Below are 17,974 nucleotides of genomic sequence, written 5' to 3'. Positions count from 1 at the left end.
CGCGGTGACGCCCTCGACGCAGCGCTGACCCGACGAGAGCCCCCGACGGCAGTGCCGTCGGGGGCTCTCGCATGCCGGCCCCGCCCCGAGGCGACCGAGGTCGTCGAAGTGCGGGGCCGTCGTCGTGGTGCCGTCAGCGGCTCACAGGCCGCCGGGCGAGCGGACGAGCTTGTGGTTGGCGAACTCCTCGATGCCCAGACGGCCGAGTTCCCGGCCCACGCCGGAGCGCTTCACACCGCCGAAGGGCAGCTCCGCGGAGGACTTGGAGGTCGAGTTGATCCAGACCATGCCCACCTCCAGGCGGGCGGCGACGTCCTCGGCCACCTCCGCGCTGGTGGTGTAGACGGAGCTGGAGAGGCCGTACGGGGAGTCGTTGGCCAGCTCGATCGCCGCGTCCAGGTCCGCCACCCGGTGCACCACCGCGACGGGCCCGAAGAACTCCTCCCGGTACGCGCGGGCGGTCTCGGGGACGTCCACGAGCACCGTGGGCGGGTAGAAGAACCCGGGGCCGTCCTGCGGCTGCCCGCCGGTGAGGACCTTCGCCCCGTGGGCCACGGCGTCCTCCACGAGGTCGTGCACGTCCATGCGCGCCTGCTCCGAGGACAGCGGGCCGACCACCGTGGCCTCGTCCTGCGGGTCGCCGAACGGCACGGACGACATGCCGGCCACGAACTTCTCCAGGAACGCGTCGTAGAGCTCGTCCACCACGATGAACCGCTTCGAGGACGTGCAGGTCTGGCCCGAGTTCACGCAGCGGCCGATCACCGCGTCCTTCGCCGTCACCTCGAGGTCCGCGTCCGGGGCCACCACGAACGGGTCCGAGCCGCCGAGCTCGAGGACGGCCTTCTTCACCTCACGGCCGGCCTGCTCGCCGACGATCCTGCCGGCCCGGTCCGAGCCGGTCAGGGTGACGCCGGCGATCCGCTCGTCGGCGATCATCGTGCCCACGTGCTCATGGCCCACGAAGGCGTTGACGAAGGCGTCGGCGGGGACACCGGCGTCCTGGAACAGCTGCTCCACGTTCAGGGCGGAGCGGGCACAGTTGCCGGCGTGCTTGAGGATCATGGTGTTGCCCAGCAGCAGGTTCGGCGCGGCCACGCGGGCGATCTGATAGTGCGGGAAGTTCCACGGCATGATCATCAGCAGCACGCCGATCGGGTCGCGACGCACGTAGGCGGTGCCCCCGGTGGCCGGTTCGATCTGCTCGCGGGCGATCATCTCCGGGCCCTGCTCCGCGTAGTAGCGGAAGATCCCGGCACAGGTCTTCATCTCGCCGCGGGCGGCCGTGATCGGTTTGCCCATCTCCCGGGTGACGTCCTGGGCGAGCTGCTCGGCGCGCTCGTCGTAGAGGTCGGCGATGCGGTGCAGGACGGCGGCCCGCTCGGCGACGTCCGTGCGACGCCAGGCGAGGTAGCCGGTGTGCGCGCGGTCCAGCAGCGGCTCGATCTGCTCGTCCGTGAGGCCCTCGAACGCCTCGACGAGCTCGCCGGTGGTCGGGTCGGTGGTGTGGAAGCGTGCCATGGTTCCCCTTTGCACGAAACGGGCGCGGGTGCGTGCCGGAGCGGTCCGGTACGACTCCGCGCGGCGGATGTGACGCAGGTCTCCATCCTCCGCCAGGGCGGGCGGCCGCGTCCACCCTCCGCCAGGGCGGGCGGTCGCCCCTCGCGCCGAGCCGCCCCAACGCCGCCCGGTCGCCCCCAACGCCGAGCCAGAAGATGTGGCCCCTTCGGGGTGCCCCGAAGCGACCGTTTCCTCTGGTTCGGCGCCGCGGGAACCGGCAGAATCAGCCCCAGCACGCCTCCCCCGTGCGCCGCCGAGAGTCAGGAGGACCCATGACCGCCGAGCTCACCCTGTGGGGACAGTCCGCCGTGCGACTGGAGCGCGACGGCCGCCGGATCGGCTTCGACCCCGGCGCGTTCAGCGACGAGGCCGCCCTCGAGGACGTCGAGGCGGTGCTGATCACCCACCTGCACCCGGATCACGTGGTCCCGGAGCGCGTGGTGCGGGCCGTGGCCGCCGGAGCACAGGACGTGTGGGCACCCGAGGATCTGGTGCCGCAGCTGGCGGAGGCGGGCGTCCCGGAGGACGTCCTGCACACCGCCGTGCCCGGGGAGTCCTTCTCCGCGGGCGGCTTCGAGGTGCGCGTCCTCGGCGGACAGCACGCCCTGATCCACGAGGACGTCCCCCGCCCGGACAACGCCGCCTACCTGGTGGACGGCGCCCTGCTGCACCCCGGCGACTCCTTCCCCGCCCTGCCTGACGGCGTGAAGGTGGACACCCTCCTGCTGCCGGTCAGCGCCCCCTGGATGAAGATCTCCGAGGCCGTCGAGTACGTCCGCGCCGTGGCCCCGCGCCGAGCCGTGCCGATCCACGACGCGATCCTCTCCCCCGAAGGACGCTCCGTGGTGGACGGCATGATGCCGAACCTCGTGCCCGACGGCACCGAGTACCTCCGCTGCGGCCGCGGCGACCCGCACCGGCTCTGAACGCCCGGGCCCGGATTCCTCGGCCGGCCTTCGCCGGCCGGAGGGCCGGAGGGTGACCGGCGACGACGGCTCGGTCGCCTCGGAAGAGGCACGTCACCGTCGTCGTGCCCTCCCCCTGACCCGCCGAACCAGAAGAAACGGACACTTCACAGCAGCCGGAAGGGGCCACTCGTTCTGGCTCGACGCAGGGCCGATAGGGTGCTGGTCGTGAGCAGACGGATCCTGGCGGACGTGGACACCGGCATCGACGACGCCTGCGCGCTGATACAGCTGGCCGGCTGCGGCGCCGAGCTGGCCGCCGTGACCACCACCGGCGGCAACGCGACCGCCCGGGAGTGCGCGCTGAACACCCTCGGCATGCTCGAGCTGCTGGGGCTGGGGCACGTGGAGGTGGCCGTCGGGGCGGAGGCGCCGCTGCGCCGGCCGCCGGAGACCACGCCGGAGACCCACGGCGAGGGAGGGATCGGCTACGCGCGCGTGCCCCACCTGCCCGAGCGGCTCTCGGAGCGTTCGGCCGTGGAGGTCTGGGTGGAGGAGCTGCGCGCCCACCCCGGCGAGACGACGATCCTCTGCACCGCGCCCCTGACCAACCTCGCCCTGGCCCTGCGCGCCGAACCGCGGCTGCCGGAGCTCGCGGCGGGGATCGTGATCATGGGCGGCTCCTTCTACTATCCGGGCAACACGACGCCCACGGCCGAGTGGAACACGTGGGTGGACCCGGACGCCGCGAAGCAGGTCTACGCGGCCTTCGAGGGGCTGCCGGAGGACCGTCTGCCGCTGGTGTGCTCCCTGGAGACCACCGAGCGGATCGAGTACACGCCGGCCCTGCTGGACGGGCTCCTGGAGGACGCGGGAGGTCGGCCCGTGTGGTGGTCCGTGGACCGCCCCCGGCAGGACGGCCCCGTGGCGGACACGGGCCTGCCCGTGCTGGACGTGCTGGCGGACGCGCTCCGGTTCTACTTCGAGTTCCACCACGACTACGACCAGGGCTACGTGGCCCACCTGCACGACCTCTTCGCCGCCCAGGCCGCGGCCGGGGTGGCCGAGTACAGCACGGCCACGACCGTGGTCGACGTGGAGGCGGACTCGGACCTGCTGCGCGGCACCACCGTCCACGACGACAGACACATCTGGGGCCGCCGCCCGAACGCACGACGCGTCACGGGCAACGACCCCAGTGCGGTGTTCTCGGCCTTCGCTCAGGCGGCCGCTGTGGCGGTGGAGCGCTCGGTGGGCTCCTCGTAGCGGTAGGTGGGCTCGTGGCGCTTCAGCCAGCGGATGATCAGGAGCGTCAGCGGGACGATCAGGATCTCCACGAGGCACTTGTAGATGTAGCCGGTGACCGTGTAGTTGGCGAGCTCGGCCAGGGAGATCTTGCCGGCAAAAGCGACGAGGCAGAACACGAGGGTGTCCAGGAACTCACCGACGAGCGTGGAGAGGATCAGACGGAGGGCGACGCTGCGCTCCTTCATCCGCTCCTTCATCCGGGAGACGATCTTGGCGTTGACCAGGCTGCCGACGAAGAACCCGGCCAGGCCGGCGAGCGTCAGGCGCAGGGTGGGGGCGAGGGCGTCGTTCCAGGCCTCGAAGCCCTCCACGGGCGTGGTCAGCGCGACGACCTGGTAGGTCAGGGCCGCGACGATCAGCATCAGGAAGCCGATGAAGATCGCCCGGCGGGCCCGGCGGTAGCCGTAGACCTCGGCGAGGATGTCGCCGACGATGTAGGCCAGCGGGAACAGGAACGCGCCGCCGTCGAAGATGAGGGGGCCGCCGCCGTAGAAGAGGTCGCTGAAGACGGGGATGGTGGGTCCGTAGAACAGCTTCGCCGCGGTCACTCCGGACAGGAGCAGCAGGCCGACGAAGATGCCGACGAACAGGTCGTAGTGGCTGTGGGGCACCTCGGCATATTCCGGGGTGCCCTGCCCAGAGGCGGGCCTGTCTGTGGGTTCGGTGGTGGTAGTCACCGGAACATGGAACCAGATTCCGTCCGGATGTGTGAGCCGGGGCCCGCGGGGCTCACCAGCTCAGCGTGATCTCCAGCTCGCTCTGTCCGCCCTGTTCCACCTCGAGCTCCACCTCGAACTCCACCTGGTCCGCCACGGAGACGACGACGTCCCGGCCGCCGTGCTCCACCCGCACCTCGTTCTGGTCCGCCAGCTGGTCCGCGAGCTCCCGGAGCCGGGCCGCGGCCTGCTCCCTGGTCATGGTCTGCTTCTGCTCGTTCTCGAAGAGGTCCTTGCCCATGCCCCGAGAGTAGCCCCACCTGGCGTACAGGTCTCCCCCTCGCCTCCGACGACGGCGCCGCAGCAGCTGTGGGTCGCCGGCATCGCCTCTGGCCGCCCTGTCCGGGCCGGCACGTGCGAGCCTTCATCGACCCCGGACCGGTTCACCGTCGTGGGCGACCGGAGGGGGACGATCAGGACCGTGTCAGACGAGCTCACCGTCCCGGGCCACGACCCGGCCGGCACGCACCACCGTGCGATTGCCTGGCCTGTCCATCACCGCCGACGCCGGGTATTCGCCCGGGAGAAGGACGAGGTCGGCCGTCTCCCCCACACCCACGCCACGCGACTCGGATCGGCTCCGGGTCGGATCGATCACCCGCGCACCCTCGAGTGTCGCGGTCTCCAGCGCACGCTCGATGTCCGAATCACGCCGCAGTCCGTTCGTGAAGGCCAGCTGCCAGGTGCGGTCCAGCATGTCCGTGTTGCCGTAGGGCGACCAGTAGTCGCGCTGCCCGTCCTGTCCCAGGCCGATCCGCACGCCCGCGTCCAGGATCTCAAGCAGCGGCAGCGTCCCCCGTCCGCTGGGCGCCACCGTCGCGAGGGCGATGTCGAGGTCCGCCAGATCGGCCAGCACCTGTGCGCGCTGGCTCTCGGAGATCCCCGCGAGGAAGAACGCGTGCGCGATCGTCACCCGGCCCCGCATGTCGAGAGCACGGACGCGCTCGATGATCTGCTGCGCGCTGAAGAGGCCCAGCTCTGCCGGCTCGTGCAGGTGGATGTCGATCCCGACCCCATGGCGCTCGGCCAGGTCGAAGACGATGTCGAGGTGCTGACGGGGATCCACGTCCAGGGCGCAGGGATCGATGCCGCCCACCAGGTCGACCCCGTTCCGCAGACCTTCCTCGAGGAGCGCAGGGACCCCGGGTTCCAGCAGGAGGCCGGCCTGTGGGAAGGCGACGACCTCGACGCTGGCGCGGTGCGCGTGTGCTTCCTTCGCTGCGAGGACGCCCTCGAGCCGCTCCAGTCTGCAGTCCGCATCGATCTGGGCGTAGCTGCGGGCGCGCGTCATGCCGTGCGCGATCGCGCTGCCCAGTGTGTGCGTCGCGCGCTCCGCCACGGACTTCCCGGCGTTCCGCCAGTTGTCGCGGTCATTCTGGATGAAGGACCAGAGATTGCGGCGCTCCACCTCGTTCGGCTCGAACGGAAGTCCTACTCGGGTGGAATCGAGATGGACGTGGACATCGGTGAACGAGGGCAGCAGCAGGCGTCCGGCACCGTCCACGTGCTCAGACTGCACGGTGCGGTCGCCTGAGCCCGCACCGCCGTGCGGCTCGACCGACGTGATGACGCCGTCGGACACGCGCACGTCCACGGGATCGCCGCCCCAGGGACGCACATCGCTGATCAGCAGGTCACCCATTCCGACCGCTTCTCCTCCCCGCACAGAACATCACACATGCATCCTCGCATCCTGCGCCTGTGCGGGGAATCCCACCTGCGCATCGACGGCGTCGGTGAGCATCCTGTCGGCCTGCCCGAGCTTGCGGACGACCTGTTCCGGGGTGTGACGCTTCCTACTGTTGGGCGTGCTCTCTGTCTTCCTTCCAGACTCGAAAGGAAGCGGAATCACACCGGGGACGGTTCACCCTGCTCCACCCCTCCTCAACAAGTCATCCCTCCGGGGGCCGCTCCAGGCCACGATCCGGGTGGTAGACCAGGGGGCATCCGGGGTCATTAAGCATGAGGAGAAGAGTGCCCGCGAGGGAACCTTGCTTCCATTCCTTGGGTGAGACGGTGAGGGCCGGGGCGCCACCCCACTTCGGATTCAAGAGCCAGTCCCCGACCTTGATGGTCGCCTGCCGCCACGGCATCGGATTGCTGGGGTCCAGGGAGCACACCTCGGGCCGTCCAACGGGGCGGATAGTGCCATCGGAGTGGCGTTCGGCCAGAGCAACGGAGATTGAGGGCTCCCCGAGGCGGGACACGAACCAACCACGCCCACCGTCCTCGTTGTCCTCCCCACGGGCAGCCTGTTGGTTCTTCCAGGCTGCCGGGGTGTCCGGGTGCTCAAGGGCGCGTTTGTCTGCGGCGCGGTGGTATTCCCGGGATCGGATGCGCTCCACATCGATCGCCACGTCCCACACCGCATCAGGGACCCCGTCCGGGGCACCATGGGCGTCGTACACCTGCGCCACGAGGGCGGCGATGTCCTGGGGAAACGTCAGGGTGGACACAGTGCGGAGAGCGGCCCAAGAGGCCAGCATGACGGCAGGAGTCTCGACGGTGTACACGCGGGACGTGGTGGCCAGCCACGCGACACCTGCAGCCACTCCGCGCGATTCTGGACCGGCGAACGCGGGCGCCGGGGAGACGAGGGTCAACACCGGCTCTGCTCCCCACGCCGGGCGCACAGTGCTCCCCTCCCAGCGGTGAAGTCGCCCCGCACGCTGGAGCACCAGGTCGACCGGGGCGACCTCCGTGACTATCCAGTCGAAGTCTGCGTCCAGGGACTGCTCCATCACCTGTGTGCCCACGACGAACCTTAGTCTGGCCAGCCGGTCACCGTCGGGCCCACGGTTGGATTTGCCGGCGACAGTGAGGGCATGTGTCTCGTGACGGCGCCGGTCGGCCGCCGTGAAACGGGCGTGCATCAGGGACACATCCGCGTCCGGAAATCGGACCTGAAGAGCGTCCGCGACGGCCAGCGCAGCGCGGACACTGTTGCAGATCACCGCAGCGACACCCTCACAGGAGTCTCCGATGCGAGCGGCCGCGGCGTCCACGATCGTGTCAGCGACATCTCCGCCGTGAGGGACCGTCAGGTGGTCTACGGCCAAAGTCTGCCCTCGACCTGGCAACGAGGTCACCTTCGTATCGGCGGCGGTGACGGTCACCATGCCCGGATAAGGGACCTCGGGCAGAGGTACAGGGGTGGTGTCGCGTCCGGTCAGGCCGGCACGGTAGGCGTTGGCGAAAGCAGCACGGGCCTGCGCGGGCAAGGTGGCAGAGAGGAGGATGACCGGACACCCCAGGGCGGCGAGCCACTGGAGTGCCGTCGCGAACAGCCCCTGCATGAATGCGTCGTACGCGTGGACCTCGTCGAGGATGACGACCCTTCCTTCAAGACCCGCCCATCGGGCGATGTCGTACTTCACGGCCTGTGCCGAGAGCAGGAGCTGGTCCACGGTGCCGACACCGACCTTGGCCAGCAGTGGTCGGTGGGGGCCGCGGAACCAGCGATCGGGTTCGGTCGACACAGCGCGGCGCTCTGCGGTGTCGCCGTCATGGCTTGTTGGACTCGTAAAGGCCGTTGCCTCGGCCTCGTCGAGATGCATCGGCGTGGCTGCGGTACGCCAGTTTCCCGCGTCCAGGATCGCCCCCCGCGGAGAGAGACCCGTACAGGTCAGCCACTCAGACACGCGCTCGTGCATCTTCGAAGCGGTCGCCTGGGTAGGGAGGCCGAAGAACAGGCCGGTGGCGCCCTTCGCCGCAAACTCCATCGCCGCACCCAATGCAGCCTCAGTCTTCCCCTCGCCCATCTGCGCCTCGACCATGGTCAACGATCCCAACGGCAGGTCCCTGACGGCGTCGATCACCGCTGCCTGCATGGGCCGCGGCACCATCTCGTCCTCACGCCCGGGCTCCATGAACTGAGCTCCGAACGAAGGCATCACGGCGGGCACGTTCCAGGCGTGGAGAGAGGTTCGGCTGGTCTGCGATTCGGCACGCGCGGTCGCGGCCCGCCAATAGGTGTGCACGTCCACCCGCTTGTCCCAGTACCTGAACAGAGCATCGTTGGACCCCAGCCAGTCGGCGGCCTTCACCACCCCTCCCAAGACGTTGAGCAGGGTCGCGGACGGAGTCACATCGAACCTGGGGCGCCCGGTGGCACCGACGGCGGCGGCCACGAGATCCATCACCTCCCCCACCACCGGCAGGTAGTCACTCGGATGTCCCTGGGAGCCCAGGATGGACTGACGAGCAAGCCGGATCGCAGCCAGGTCAGGGGCGCGGCCGCGGTCGATGTTCACCGCGGATGCCCACGCCCAGGCGGTCTCCCGGTCGGCACCGGCCAGCTGGAAGGTGTCGGCGAGGTAGGTCATACCGATGACCTCGTGGGAGTGGGTGCGGGTGTTGCCGAGGCACGGCATTCCCGCGTCGTGCGCGTGCTCTGCCCAGGGGCCTCCCTGGAACTGGAAGTAAGGGGAGACCTTCCCGATGTCATGCATGGCAGCGAGCCAGCAGAACCAGCCGCGCGCAGCGTCCGCGTCCACGTCGAGAGTCTCCTGAAGACGGGTGCGGGCCGTGGCAGACACATATCTGTCCCAGAGGGCGCCCGCGATGGCGGCGACGTCGAGAAGGTGCCAAAGAAGGGGGTGGCGGCTCTCCTTGCTGTCACCGATCTTCGCCCAGAGGGCGTGCAGCCGCTCGGACGGCAGGTCAGCGGCCGGGCGTCGGGGACCTTCCCCGGAAGGGGAGGGGTCGGCCCCGCCGAGGCGGGGAAGGATTGACTGTCCTACACAGAGTGGAGGCACCCCCATGCCCCCATTCTGGGGGCGCGGGGAACGACGCCCGGCACGGTCCGGCCTGCGCACCATGGGTCAGGCCACCTGCACCAGGCCGAGACCGAAGGCACGGCCACGGCCGATCCCGGAGGCTACCAGGGCTTCCAGGGCGTCCGGGGCTTCGACGAGCAGGGTTCCCGTGAACTGCACGGAGTTGAACACGGCGCCACGGGGCATGACCTTCACTGTCGGCTCCTGCTCCACGGCGACGTCTTCCGCCCCGGTGAACGGGTCCTGAGCGAGGGTCGCCGCGCCCTGGAACTGGCGGGCCAGCCACGCGATCTGCTCGTTCTCGTCGAGGATAGGGACGCGTCGCTTTCGGCCGTCCTCGGTCTGCCACTTCACGGGGTTCGTGCGGACGGAGAACCGCAGGTGCTCCCCCGCAGCGAGGCGGGAACGGACCCGGGTCAGGGCATCCTCGATGACCTGCACCCCGGTCACACCCGCCCCGTGCAGACCAGCCAGGTCCGCGTTGGGGTCGGTGGTCTGCACGATCAGGGCAGCGGCCCCGCTGCGGCCGCGCTCACGCCGCCACAGCAGGTTCGCGTCGGCGCGGGGCGTCTTGCTCTTATCGTCCAGAGTCTCCTGGGGCAGACGCAGGGCCTTCGTCACGAACGAGTGGGCCTCCTGCACGTCGGAGGCCAGCAGGCGTCCGACCTGGGAGCCCAGGCCCAGGGTCACACGGGCGGCACGGATGGTGGGCGTGCTCATGCGCTCTCCTCCTCGGAGTCCCGGACGGTCAGGGTGTCCCGGTCGACGTGTGCGAACCGCACGAACCGGGTGGCGTAGCGGCGCGCCTCCCGTGTGAACGACACCGGCACGTCCTTGCGGGGCTGTGCCCCCACCTCGTCTGGGCCGGCGGGCAACACGAGGGTCAGCCGGGCCGGTGCGACCACACCACGGCCCACCCAGGGCCGCTCCGGGTCCGGGAGCAGATCCGGGTCCAGGGGGAACGTGCGGAGCACCTCCTCCAGGGTCCCCGGCACCCACACTGCCCGATCCATGTACGTCACCGGGCAGGACTTCCGGCCCAGGAACAGGGCACGGGCTGGGCGGGCCAGCGCCGCGGCGATCCGCTCCCCGAACTCCCGGTCCACCTGGAGGGCCACGGTGAACGCCGCCCCAGACAGGTAGAACTTCGTGCCGACCGCGCCGTCGTTGACGACCCTGTCACGGAACACACGGCGTCCACCCTTGATGGACTCCTCACGCTGGACCACACCCGTGGTGGTGCCCGCGGTGAAAAAGTCCCGGGTCAGCACCCCGGGCCGATCCACTCGCACACCCATGGGCAGCGCCGCGAGGTCGGAGATGTCGTCGTCACGGGTGCGAGCCATGGCGTTGCCGATCAAGCCCACCATCCCCGAGAGGGTCGGCTCGGCGTTCGTGCTCCGCACGGTGCCCTGCGCGCCAACCCCCCAAGACTGGAGAGGAGCGTTGATGTGCAGGACGAGCGCGCCCTGCTCGGGGACGGTGTGCTCAGACACGGAACGCGGCCTCCTTGACATGGTCCACGAGGTCGGTGACGGTGTCGACCTCGGTGGCGCCGGGGAACTCGATGCCCTGCACGTCCGGGTGCGCGGCGAGCACGTAGGTGGCATCGCCGTCATTGCCGTAGGCCGCGTAGGAGCGGGAAGCGACGGTGGCCATGCGCGTCGCAGAGGCGGACAGGTAGTCACCCTCCTCTGGCTCGACGGGACGGATGAACGCGTCGCCGAGCATCCGCTGAGCGTCGGACACGCGTGCCACGACGTACGCGGGCGCCACGAACGGGGCGGTGCCATGGACCATCGCGGTCGGCAGGAGCGAGGCGAACTGCTCCACGAACGCGCCGGCTGCGGCCTGTACAAGGTCGTCCTCCCCGTTCAGGGGACCCTCGGCGAGGGTGTCGACGTCAATCACGCCGTAGCGGTAGAACGCGCCGGAGGTGTACCCCTGCGTGCCCATGTGCGCGGACCCGCCGTGGCCCTGTGCGGCCGCGTCATCGTCCACAGCCGACCAGAACTCGGTGGTGTAGTCGTCCGGGTGCGTGGTGAAAGCGTGCGCCACGGACGCGGCGGCCTCCACGGTGCCCCCGTCCGGGACCTCGGTGAGCATGCGACCGAACAGGGCCACGTCGGCCTGACGTTCAGCGTCGATGCCGCGGCGCAGGTCCGGGGTGGTCTCCTTCACGACGGCGGCGGGCACCTTCTTCTCGGCCTTGCCGTCCTTGACCTTCGCGAGGTTCACGACGCCCCCGAGCACGTCCCAGTGCTTCTCGATGGCGTCGGCCAGGTAGGCGGCACCGGACTTGGGAGCGGGGAGGACCACCTGGGTGCGGCCGGTGAGGACGGCACCGAACGCGGGGGCGCCCTCGATGCCCTCCTGCGCGGCGAGTGCCTCCCCGGTGTCCTCGGCGTCCTTCTTCGCGTCCTGGACGGTGTTCAAGTTCAGGCCGAGCGCCCAGAACGCGGCGACCACGCGGGCGGCGGACTCGGCGGAGTCCCGGCCGCGGCCGATGAGGGTCTCGAGGGTCTGGATGGGGAGGCGGCGGGTGCGGGTGGCGAGGTTCTCGGCGTCCAGGTTCTTGGTCATAGCCAGGCGAAGGGCGCGCTTCTGGGACTGGGAGGACCAGCGGGCGCGGCGCTCGCCGCCGAGGGTCATGGACTTGGGCAGCCCCGCGTCGTCGCGGTTGATGCAGGAGAAGGGGAACCACTGGAGGACGTGGACCTCGATGAACTTCTTGCTCATGGTGAAATCCCTTTCAAGGCTGTGGTGTTTGTTGTTTGTCAAGAGAGGTTTTCGGGGGACGAGAAGGGGTTCAGCGGCGCGGCCGCGACGCCGTCCGGTAGTAGTGCTCAGCCCAGGACCGCTGGACCTGCCGCCACGACTTCCGGACCACCAGCAGGTCGGAGGCCAACGAGTACCACGGCACTCGCACGTCCTCCTTCGCCATGGCGATCACCACACGGTGCAGAACACCGTCGACCTGGTCACGGGAGAACGACACGAGGTCCTTCGCCAAAGCTTCCGTCTGAATCGGGGAGGTCCGGGACAGCGCGGCCAGGGCGTCTCCCAGGTTTCGTTCCCCGTGCTCACCCTCGTCCGCGCGGATGTTCGAGGCGTGGTTCAGGTGCCACAGCGCGAACAGCCCACCCATCGTGAAGTACGTGCGACGGACCGCAGCCTGACGGCGCCGCACGGCCGGGCTGGCCCCCTCGAGGGCGGGCGGCAGGAATTCGGTCACCAGCGGGGCGGCCTCCGGGGCCCACCCGTCGCGATGTCCCAGCGAGGCACGCAGGGCCATCAGGGATTTCCGGGAGTCGAATCCGGAGGACAGCCGGTGCAGGTGCGTCACGTACTGCGACGCTGGCGAGTCGCTCGTGCCGATGCCGGGGGCACCACTGCTGACGCCAGCGGGGGCCTTCCCGGGCTGGGGGGTCTCGGTCATGGTGGTCACTTCGTGGACTCCTTCTCGGGCTGGAACTCCTTGAACGCTTTGAATCGCAGGGAGCCGCGCAGACCGTTCTTGGCCTGGGCGTAGTGAGCGGCGGGCATGGCTCCGGCCTCACGGTCGAAGATGTCGAGGCAGAGCCGGGTGACGTCCTGGGCGTACCGCACGAGGGCGGCACGGACGGCGTCCGCGTCGGTCTCCACGGTCAGATCTTGACCGGAATCGACCGGTCGGGATGCGGCGCCGAGGGCGTCGAGCAGGTCCAGCCAGTGCGGCTCGACCTCCGACCAGAGCGTGGGCGCCTCCGTGATCCCGTTCAGGGCGTCCCGCAGGGACCTCGCGGCCTTCGTGGTTCCGGCCAGAACCTTCTCCACGTCGGCCTCATGCGGGTACTCGCCGACCAGGGCCCACACCATCGACATGGGGTGCGCGATCTGCACGGTGGCCGGGGACATTCCGACGTTATCGCGGCCGTACACGCTGACCTGGATCAGACCCTCCCCCCAGGCAGATTCACGCCAACTGGCGGCCGTCCGCACCTGGGGCACACCCGCGGCCTCACCCCACCCGTACAGGGTGGGGGTGGAACGCCACAGGACCAGGTCTGCCCTGCCACGCATGTACGTCGCGGGCTTCTCGCCCTTCGCGGGGTTCCAGACCATGGTGGTCTCTGTGGCCTGGTTCGTGTCGGTGTCGAGACGGTGTCCTGCACCGAAGTGCACGGCTGTGACTTTGCGGCCGTCGTCGGAAGCGTCCAGCAAGTAGGCGCGAGCGGGCCATGCCAGGCGGCCCAAGTGCCCGGAGGGGCGAGCCCCACCACGGTTCACCTCCCACACGGGGATGCCGGGGTCCCCATCCTTGGGGAAGGCGAGGTTGAGCAGGAGGGTCTCGGCGAGAGTCTCACCCGTGGGGACCACGATCAGGGCACCCGCGAGAGGACCTGCCGGGGTGGAACCGGAGGGCTTCGCGCCGGGCTCGAGAGCCTCGAACAGGTCCTTGGGGAGCGGCCCGGAGGTCTTCTGCCCAGATCCCCACGCCTGCGAGGACAGCAACAGGCGTGCCGCCAGGCCGGCGTCCAGGGCGTCCTTGTCGCGGGGCACCATCGTCGCATTCAGGTAGGCCTTTGATCCGGACCCCGGGAACCATGGTGCACCGAGGGTCATGGGAGTACGGGTCTCAAACTGGGAGGCGTGCGGGGCCTGGAGGAACGGGCGGTCAGGGTGGAACAGGTCGAACGCGTTGGCGTGCTCGTCGAGGTACGCATTGATCTCGGCGGCCGGGTAATCCCCATTGAGGGGGTTCAGGTCGTCCCCGGAGCGGACGCGCCGGTAGGCGGCGGCGTGGAGGACAGCACCGAGCAGACGCAGGAGTGCGGCCTCGACGCCACCGTCGGCGTCGGTCACGGTGGCGATGTCCTCAGCCTTGGTCAAGGCTTCACGGATGCCGACCTGATGACTGGTGCCATCAAGGTCGGTGACGGTGATCCACGGCTCCGTCAGGAGGTCGTAGGTGGGATGCTCGGTCGCTTGCATGGGTCGAGCATAGACGACTCGAGAGAACTGGACAACACTCTGTGTAGAGCGCTCCACACGTGGGGTGTTCGACCAGAGTGCCACCCTCCTCAATGAGGTGGACAAGATAAGCACCCACACGAAGGAGACCAACGTGAAGACACCCCGATCAGCTCTGCCCCGACTCACCGAGCGCACCGGCATCCTCCATGCTGAGTATGCTCGAATCGCAAAGAAGGGGCACAGTGTTGTGCTTCGCAAGAGAGAGGAGGAGCGAGTCGTCCCCCACGCCTCGCTCACCGCTATCTTCGCCGGCCCTGGAACGTCTATAACCCGTGACGCTGCAATGCTCCTCGCCGATGCGGGTGTCACTGTCCTCTGGACCGGTTCGGGTGGCGTACGGGCCTATGGATCAGTGACACCTCTGGCGTCGAAGGCCAACCTGCACCTGCGGCAAGTGAAGGTCTGGGCGGATGACGAGGCGCGGCGGAAGGCAGCGATACATCTGTATTCACTCCGGTTCCCGCACGAGTCTCTTTCTGCCGACGTGCTCATCTCCCACCTCCGCTCCCGAGAAGGTTCCCGTGTCCGCACCGCCTACCGTGACATCGCCTCCGAGTACGGCCTCCACTGGGACGGGCGGAACACCGACATCCGCACCGCTGACCCCTTGAATCGGGCCCTCACCCTGGCAACACAGTGCCTGTACGGGGCGACAACTGCCAGCATTCTCGCCCTCGGGTGTGCCCCCAGTCTGGGCATCATCCACACCGGGCACCCACTAGCCCTGTCCTTTGATCTCGCGGACCTGTTCAAGCTTGACGTCGCTTACAGAGTGGCCTGTGACCTCGTCTCCACGGGACGTGATGCGGAGCGGAGCATTCGCGAGGAAATGAATGTCGCCATGCGACGAGAACGCGTCCTGGCCAGATCCGTGGCTGCGATATACGCGACCCTCGAGGTCGCTGTGCCCCGTGTCGAGGAAATCGACGTTGAGGACCTGCGTCTGTGGAGTGACGAGGACGTCGTCCCCGCGGGAACGAACTACGCAACGGCGCCGGAGGTCTGGTGATGGCTGCACTCGTAACACTCATCATTCGTGCTGCCCCTCGAGCAATGGGAACGGCTCAGAGGTACTTGACTCGAGTTTCGGAGGAAACCCTCGCTGGTCGGATGAGTACACGAACTCGCGAAGCATTGTGGGACTTAGTTTGCCAGGAGGTCGACGAGACACGCTCCGGACGCGCAGTGATGATTCACCCCGACCCGTCCGCCCCCATGGGGTATATTGTCCTCCAGCACTCCAGGTCGCCCAGCAGGACCTTGATCCAGGACGGCTTAGTGGTGTCTCGACGCCGACCGAATCCTATGGATCGGACTGGTGAGGATGATTGGTAACGTTTCAATAACGTACACGTATCATGCCTAGTCAACATCGGCTTTCCCCGCGCGAGCGGGGCTGACTCCGAGACCGGCACCCAGTTCTTCCCGCCGGTTTCGCTTTCCCCGCGCGAGCGGGGCTGACTCCGGCACCCAGTTCTTCCCGCCGGTTTCTTCCGGCTTTCCCCGCGCGAGCGGGGCTGACTCCAGCATCGAGAACTCGAGACTGATCTGCCGCGAGCTTTCCCCGCGCGAGCGGGGCTGACTCCAATCGGGGCCTCGGAGACCGTCGCAAGCTTCGGCTTTCCCCGCGCGAGCGGGGCTGACTCCACTGAGAACACCTCCCGCACCTACACCACTCTCGGCTTTCCCCGCGCGAGCGGGGCTGACTCCGGCCCGTCATGGCCACCATCGAGATCACCCCGGCTTTCCCCGCGCGAGCGGGGCTGACTCCCATGCCGAACCTGCGCGCATCGTCCTACGGCAGCTTTCCCCGCGCGAGCGGGGCTGACTCCGTGTGGAGTGAGCACGCCGCCGGAGTCGCCATCGGCTTTCCCCGCGCGAGCGGGGCTGACTCCACGACGTTCCTGGACATGCGCGAACTGAACATGGCTTTCCCCGCGCGAGCGGGGCTGACTCTGTGACCCGTGTGCCGCGCTCGGTGACCACCACGGCTTTCCCCGCGCGAGCGGGGCTGACTCCACCGTATGAGGCCCTGGCCGCCCGTGTTGTCGGCTTTCCCCGCGCGAGCGGGGCTGACTCCAACTTTGCGACCACCGAGGCCGACATCATGAAGCTTTCCCCGCGCGAGCGGGGCTGACTCCGCGGGTGGGCATTGGTGCGGCGTGGACCAGGAGGCTTTCCCCGCGCGAGCGGGGCTGACTCCGTCCGCAATGGAGGACATGGTGCCTGCGACGAAGCTTTCCCCGCGCGAGCGGGGCTGACTCCGGTGGTCTTGGTGCCCGCGAGGCGGGTCAGTCGGCTTTCCCCGCGCGAGCGGGGCTGACTCTACCCGTCGGGGTCAGCGAACAGGGTCGCCGCCGGCTTTCCCCGCGCGAGCGGGGCTGACTCCGTGTCCGCGCCCTCGGATACGACCCCGGGGCAGCTTTCCCCGCGCGAGCGGGGCTGACTCGGAGCGGGACCGCGGTAAGCGGGTGCTGGCCGCGGCTTTCCCCGCGCGAGCGGGGCTGACTCCGCTGATACGCAGATGGTCGTAGTCCTGCGCCTCGCTTTCCCCGCGCGAGCGGGGCTGACTCCATGAGCATGGGGCGCACGCCTCCCCATGCTTCAGCTTTCCCCGCGCGAGCGGGGCTGACTCCAAGCCGAGGATCAAGCAGTTGCAGCAGGCGACGGCTTTCCCCGCGCGAGCGGAGCTGACTCCAGACGCCATTGTCCGCGAGCTGAAGCGCGACGGCTTTCCCCGCGCGAGCGGGGCTGACTCCAGCTTCAAGGTGGGGCGACGCCACTTCACCTCGGCTTTCCCCGCGCGAGCGGGGCTGACTCCCAGTATGGGTGCCCTCGGCTACCGGCATCCGAGCTTTCCCCGCGCGAGCGGGGCTGACTCCACCCACTACCGAGGCTCGCTGGCGCGTAGGGGCGGCTTTCCCCGCGCGAGCGGGGCTGACTCCGGGGATGATGGTGCAGCCGTGCATGGTGGCTTCGGCTTTCCCCGCGCGAGCGGGACTGACTCGATCATCAGCGTCAATGGGGTTGACCGCACGGTGGCTTTCCCCGCGCGAGCGGGGCTGACTCCAAGACCCGACCGCCATCGCCAAAATGGTGAAGGCTTTCCCCGCGCGAGCGGGGCCGACTCCCTGGTTGCATGAGGCGAAGGACCAGCTCACCCGGCTTTGCACGGGCACGCGCAAGAGCCCCGCCGGCCTCGGTCATCCCGAGTACGGCGGGGCCCTTCCCCTTCAGTGGAGGCAAGGGGACTCGAACCCCTAACCCCCTGCTTGCAAAGCAGGTGCGCTACCAATTGCGCCATGCCCCCGTGTGCTGTCCATCCCACAGCTGTTCAGTTGTGTGGTCCCACTCTAGCGGGTGCGTCGCTCAGCGTGCGTCCGGCTCGTCCTCCGGGAGTTCGTCCGTGGCCGAGGCCCAGACCTTCCGGTCCTGCTGCGCCTGCTGCCAGGAGCGCAGGCCCCAGGCGGCCGCTGCGGCGACCGCGGCCACGGCCACCCTGCTCAGCTTCGACACGTTGTGCCTCCTCGCGTGGAGTGGGAGCCCCTCAGACGACTGAGGCCCCGTCCAGCGGGGCCTCGAGTGCTGTGGGAGTGGGCGTACCAAGACTTGAACTTGGGACCTCTTCGTTATCAGCGAAGCGCTCTAACCGCCTGAGCTATACGCCCTCACCGCCATGCCGCCCGGTCGG

The 17,974-nt window shown here is 69.1% G+C and carries 15 protein-coding genes, 2 tRNA genes and 1 CRISPR repeat array; of the genes, 4 read left to right on the top strand and 13 right to left on the bottom strand.

Translation table 11 applies throughout. From position 1 onward, the window contains the following. Positions 1-141: 141 nt before the first annotated feature. Positions 142-1,521: an NAD-dependent succinate-semialdehyde dehydrogenase gene (locus CEQ11_RS01895; protein ID WP_088477577.1), complete on the bottom strand. Its 1,380-nt coding sequence runs from the start codon at positions 1,519-1,521 to the stop codon at positions 142-144. Positions 1,522-1,832: 311 nt separating this feature from the next. On the opposite strand from CEQ11_RS01895, the gene CEQ11_RS01890 reads away from it, so the two are divergent. Together CEQ11_RS01890 and CEQ11_RS01885 are read left to right on the top strand one after the other, a co-directional pair. Next, positions 1,833-2,486, top strand: a complete 654-nt coding sequence (locus tag CEQ11_RS01890) for an MBL fold metallo-hydrolase (protein WP_088477576.1) — start codon at positions 1,833-1,835, stop codon at positions 2,484-2,486. A gap of 207 nt (positions 2,487-2,693) precedes the next feature. Beyond that, entirely contained in the window at positions 2,694-3,731 is a 1,038-nt protein-coding gene (locus CEQ11_RS01885) for a nucleoside hydrolase (protein WP_088478845.1), read from the top strand. Here CEQ11_RS01885 and CEQ11_RS01880 read toward each other — a convergent pair. The 9 genes from CEQ11_RS01880 to casA form a co-directional block, all read right to left on the bottom strand. Continuing rightward, entirely contained in the window at positions 3,686-4,450 is a 765-nt protein-coding gene (locus CEQ11_RS01880; protein WP_088477575.1) for a queuosine precursor transporter, read from the bottom strand. The two genes, CEQ11_RS01885 and CEQ11_RS01880, sit on opposite strands and share 46 nt — an antisense overlap. Before the next feature lie 52 nt (positions 4,451-4,502). Continuing rightward, a complete protein-coding gene (locus tag CEQ11_RS01875; protein ID WP_067191971.1) occupies positions 4,503-4,730 on the bottom strand; it encodes an amphi-Trp domain-containing protein in 228 nt (75 codons plus the stop codon). 183 nt (positions 4,731-4,913) lie between these two features. Beyond that, a complete protein-coding gene (locus CEQ11_RS01870) occupies positions 4,914-6,131 on the bottom strand; it encodes an amidohydrolase (RefSeq protein WP_193762968.1) in 1,218 nt (405 codons plus the stop codon). A gap of 250 nt (positions 6,132-6,381) precedes the next feature. Next, positions 6,382-9,252, bottom strand: coding sequence for a CRISPR-associated endonuclease Cas3'' (locus tag CEQ11_RS01860; protein ID WP_088477573.1), 2,871 nt, complete (start codon positions 9,250-9,252; stop codon positions 6,382-6,384). 60 nt (positions 9,253-9,312) lie between these two features. Then, a complete protein-coding gene (cas6e, locus tag CEQ11_RS01855) occupies positions 9,313-9,987 on the bottom strand; it encodes a type I-E CRISPR-associated protein Cas6/Cse3/CasE (RefSeq protein WP_088477572.1) in 675 nt (224 codons plus the stop codon). Beyond that, positions 9,984-10,763: a type I-E CRISPR-associated protein Cas5/CasD gene (gene cas5e, locus CEQ11_RS01850; protein WP_193762967.1), complete on the bottom strand. Its 780-nt coding sequence runs from the start codon at positions 10,761-10,763 to the stop codon at positions 9,984-9,986. Before cas5e ends, cas6e begins: the two co-directional genes overlap by 4 nt. Next, positions 10,756-12,006 (bottom strand): type I-E CRISPR-associated protein Cas7/Cse4/CasC, encoded by a 1,251-nt coding sequence (gene cas7e, locus CEQ11_RS01845; protein ID WP_088477570.1) that lies wholly within the window; start codon positions 12,004-12,006, stop codon positions 10,756-10,758. Before cas7e ends, cas5e begins: the two co-directional genes overlap by 8 nt. A gap of 70 nt (positions 12,007-12,076) precedes the next feature. Then, complete coding sequence (casB, locus tag CEQ11_RS01840; RefSeq protein WP_127913437.1) at positions 12,077-12,706, bottom strand: type I-E CRISPR-associated protein Cse2/CasB; 630 nt, start codon at positions 12,704-12,706, stop codon at positions 12,077-12,079. Between the two features lie 5 nt (positions 12,707-12,711). Continuing rightward, entirely contained in the window at positions 12,712-14,241 is a 1,530-nt protein-coding gene (gene casA / locus CEQ11_RS01835; RefSeq protein WP_193762966.1) for a type I-E CRISPR-associated protein Cse1/CasA, read from the bottom strand. Positions 14,242-14,305: 64 nt separating this feature from the next. On the opposite strand from casA, the gene cas1e reads away from it, so the two are divergent. Next, positions 14,306-15,292, top strand: coding sequence for a type I-E CRISPR-associated endonuclease Cas1e (cas1e, locus tag CEQ11_RS01830; RefSeq protein WP_088478843.1), 987 nt, complete (start codon positions 14,306-14,308; stop codon positions 15,290-15,292). Then, a complete protein-coding gene (locus CEQ11_RS13415) occupies positions 15,292-15,618 on the top strand; it encodes a type I-E CRISPR-associated endoribonuclease Cas2 (RefSeq protein WP_127913436.1) in 327 nt (108 codons plus the stop codon). Before cas1e ends, CEQ11_RS13415 begins: the two co-directional genes overlap by 1 nt. Before the next feature lie 40 nt (positions 15,619-15,658). Next, a CRISPR array of direct repeats spans positions 15,659-17,414; the repeat unit is 28 nt; unit sequence GCTTTCCCCGCGCGAGCGGGGCTGACTC. 106 nt (positions 17,415-17,520) lie between these two features. Here the strand turns inward: CEQ11_RS13415 and CEQ11_RS01825 are convergent. The 3 genes from CEQ11_RS01825 to CEQ11_RS01820 all read right to left on the bottom strand — a co-directional run bounded on the left by CEQ11_RS01825 (position 17,521) and on the right by CEQ11_RS01820 (position 17,951). After that, positions 17,521-17,593 (bottom strand) — tRNA-Ala (locus CEQ11_RS01825). A gap of 59 nt (positions 17,594-17,652) precedes the next feature. Then, entirely contained in the window at positions 17,653-17,799 is a 147-nt protein-coding gene (locus tag CEQ11_RS12845) for a hypothetical protein (protein ID WP_168165778.1), read from the bottom strand. Between the two features lie 78 nt (positions 17,800-17,877). Continuing rightward, positions 17,878-17,951, bottom strand: a tRNA-Ile gene (locus CEQ11_RS01820). Positions 17,952-17,974: the final 23 nt, after the last annotated feature.

This window comes from Micrococcus sp. FDAARGOS_333, assembly GCF_002206575.2.
Lineage (GTDB): Bacteria > Actinomycetota > Actinomycetes > Actinomycetales > Micrococcaceae > Micrococcus > Micrococcus lylae.
Note: the sequence above shows the minus strand (reverse complement) of the source record. Positions and strands in the feature narration are given on the sequence as shown.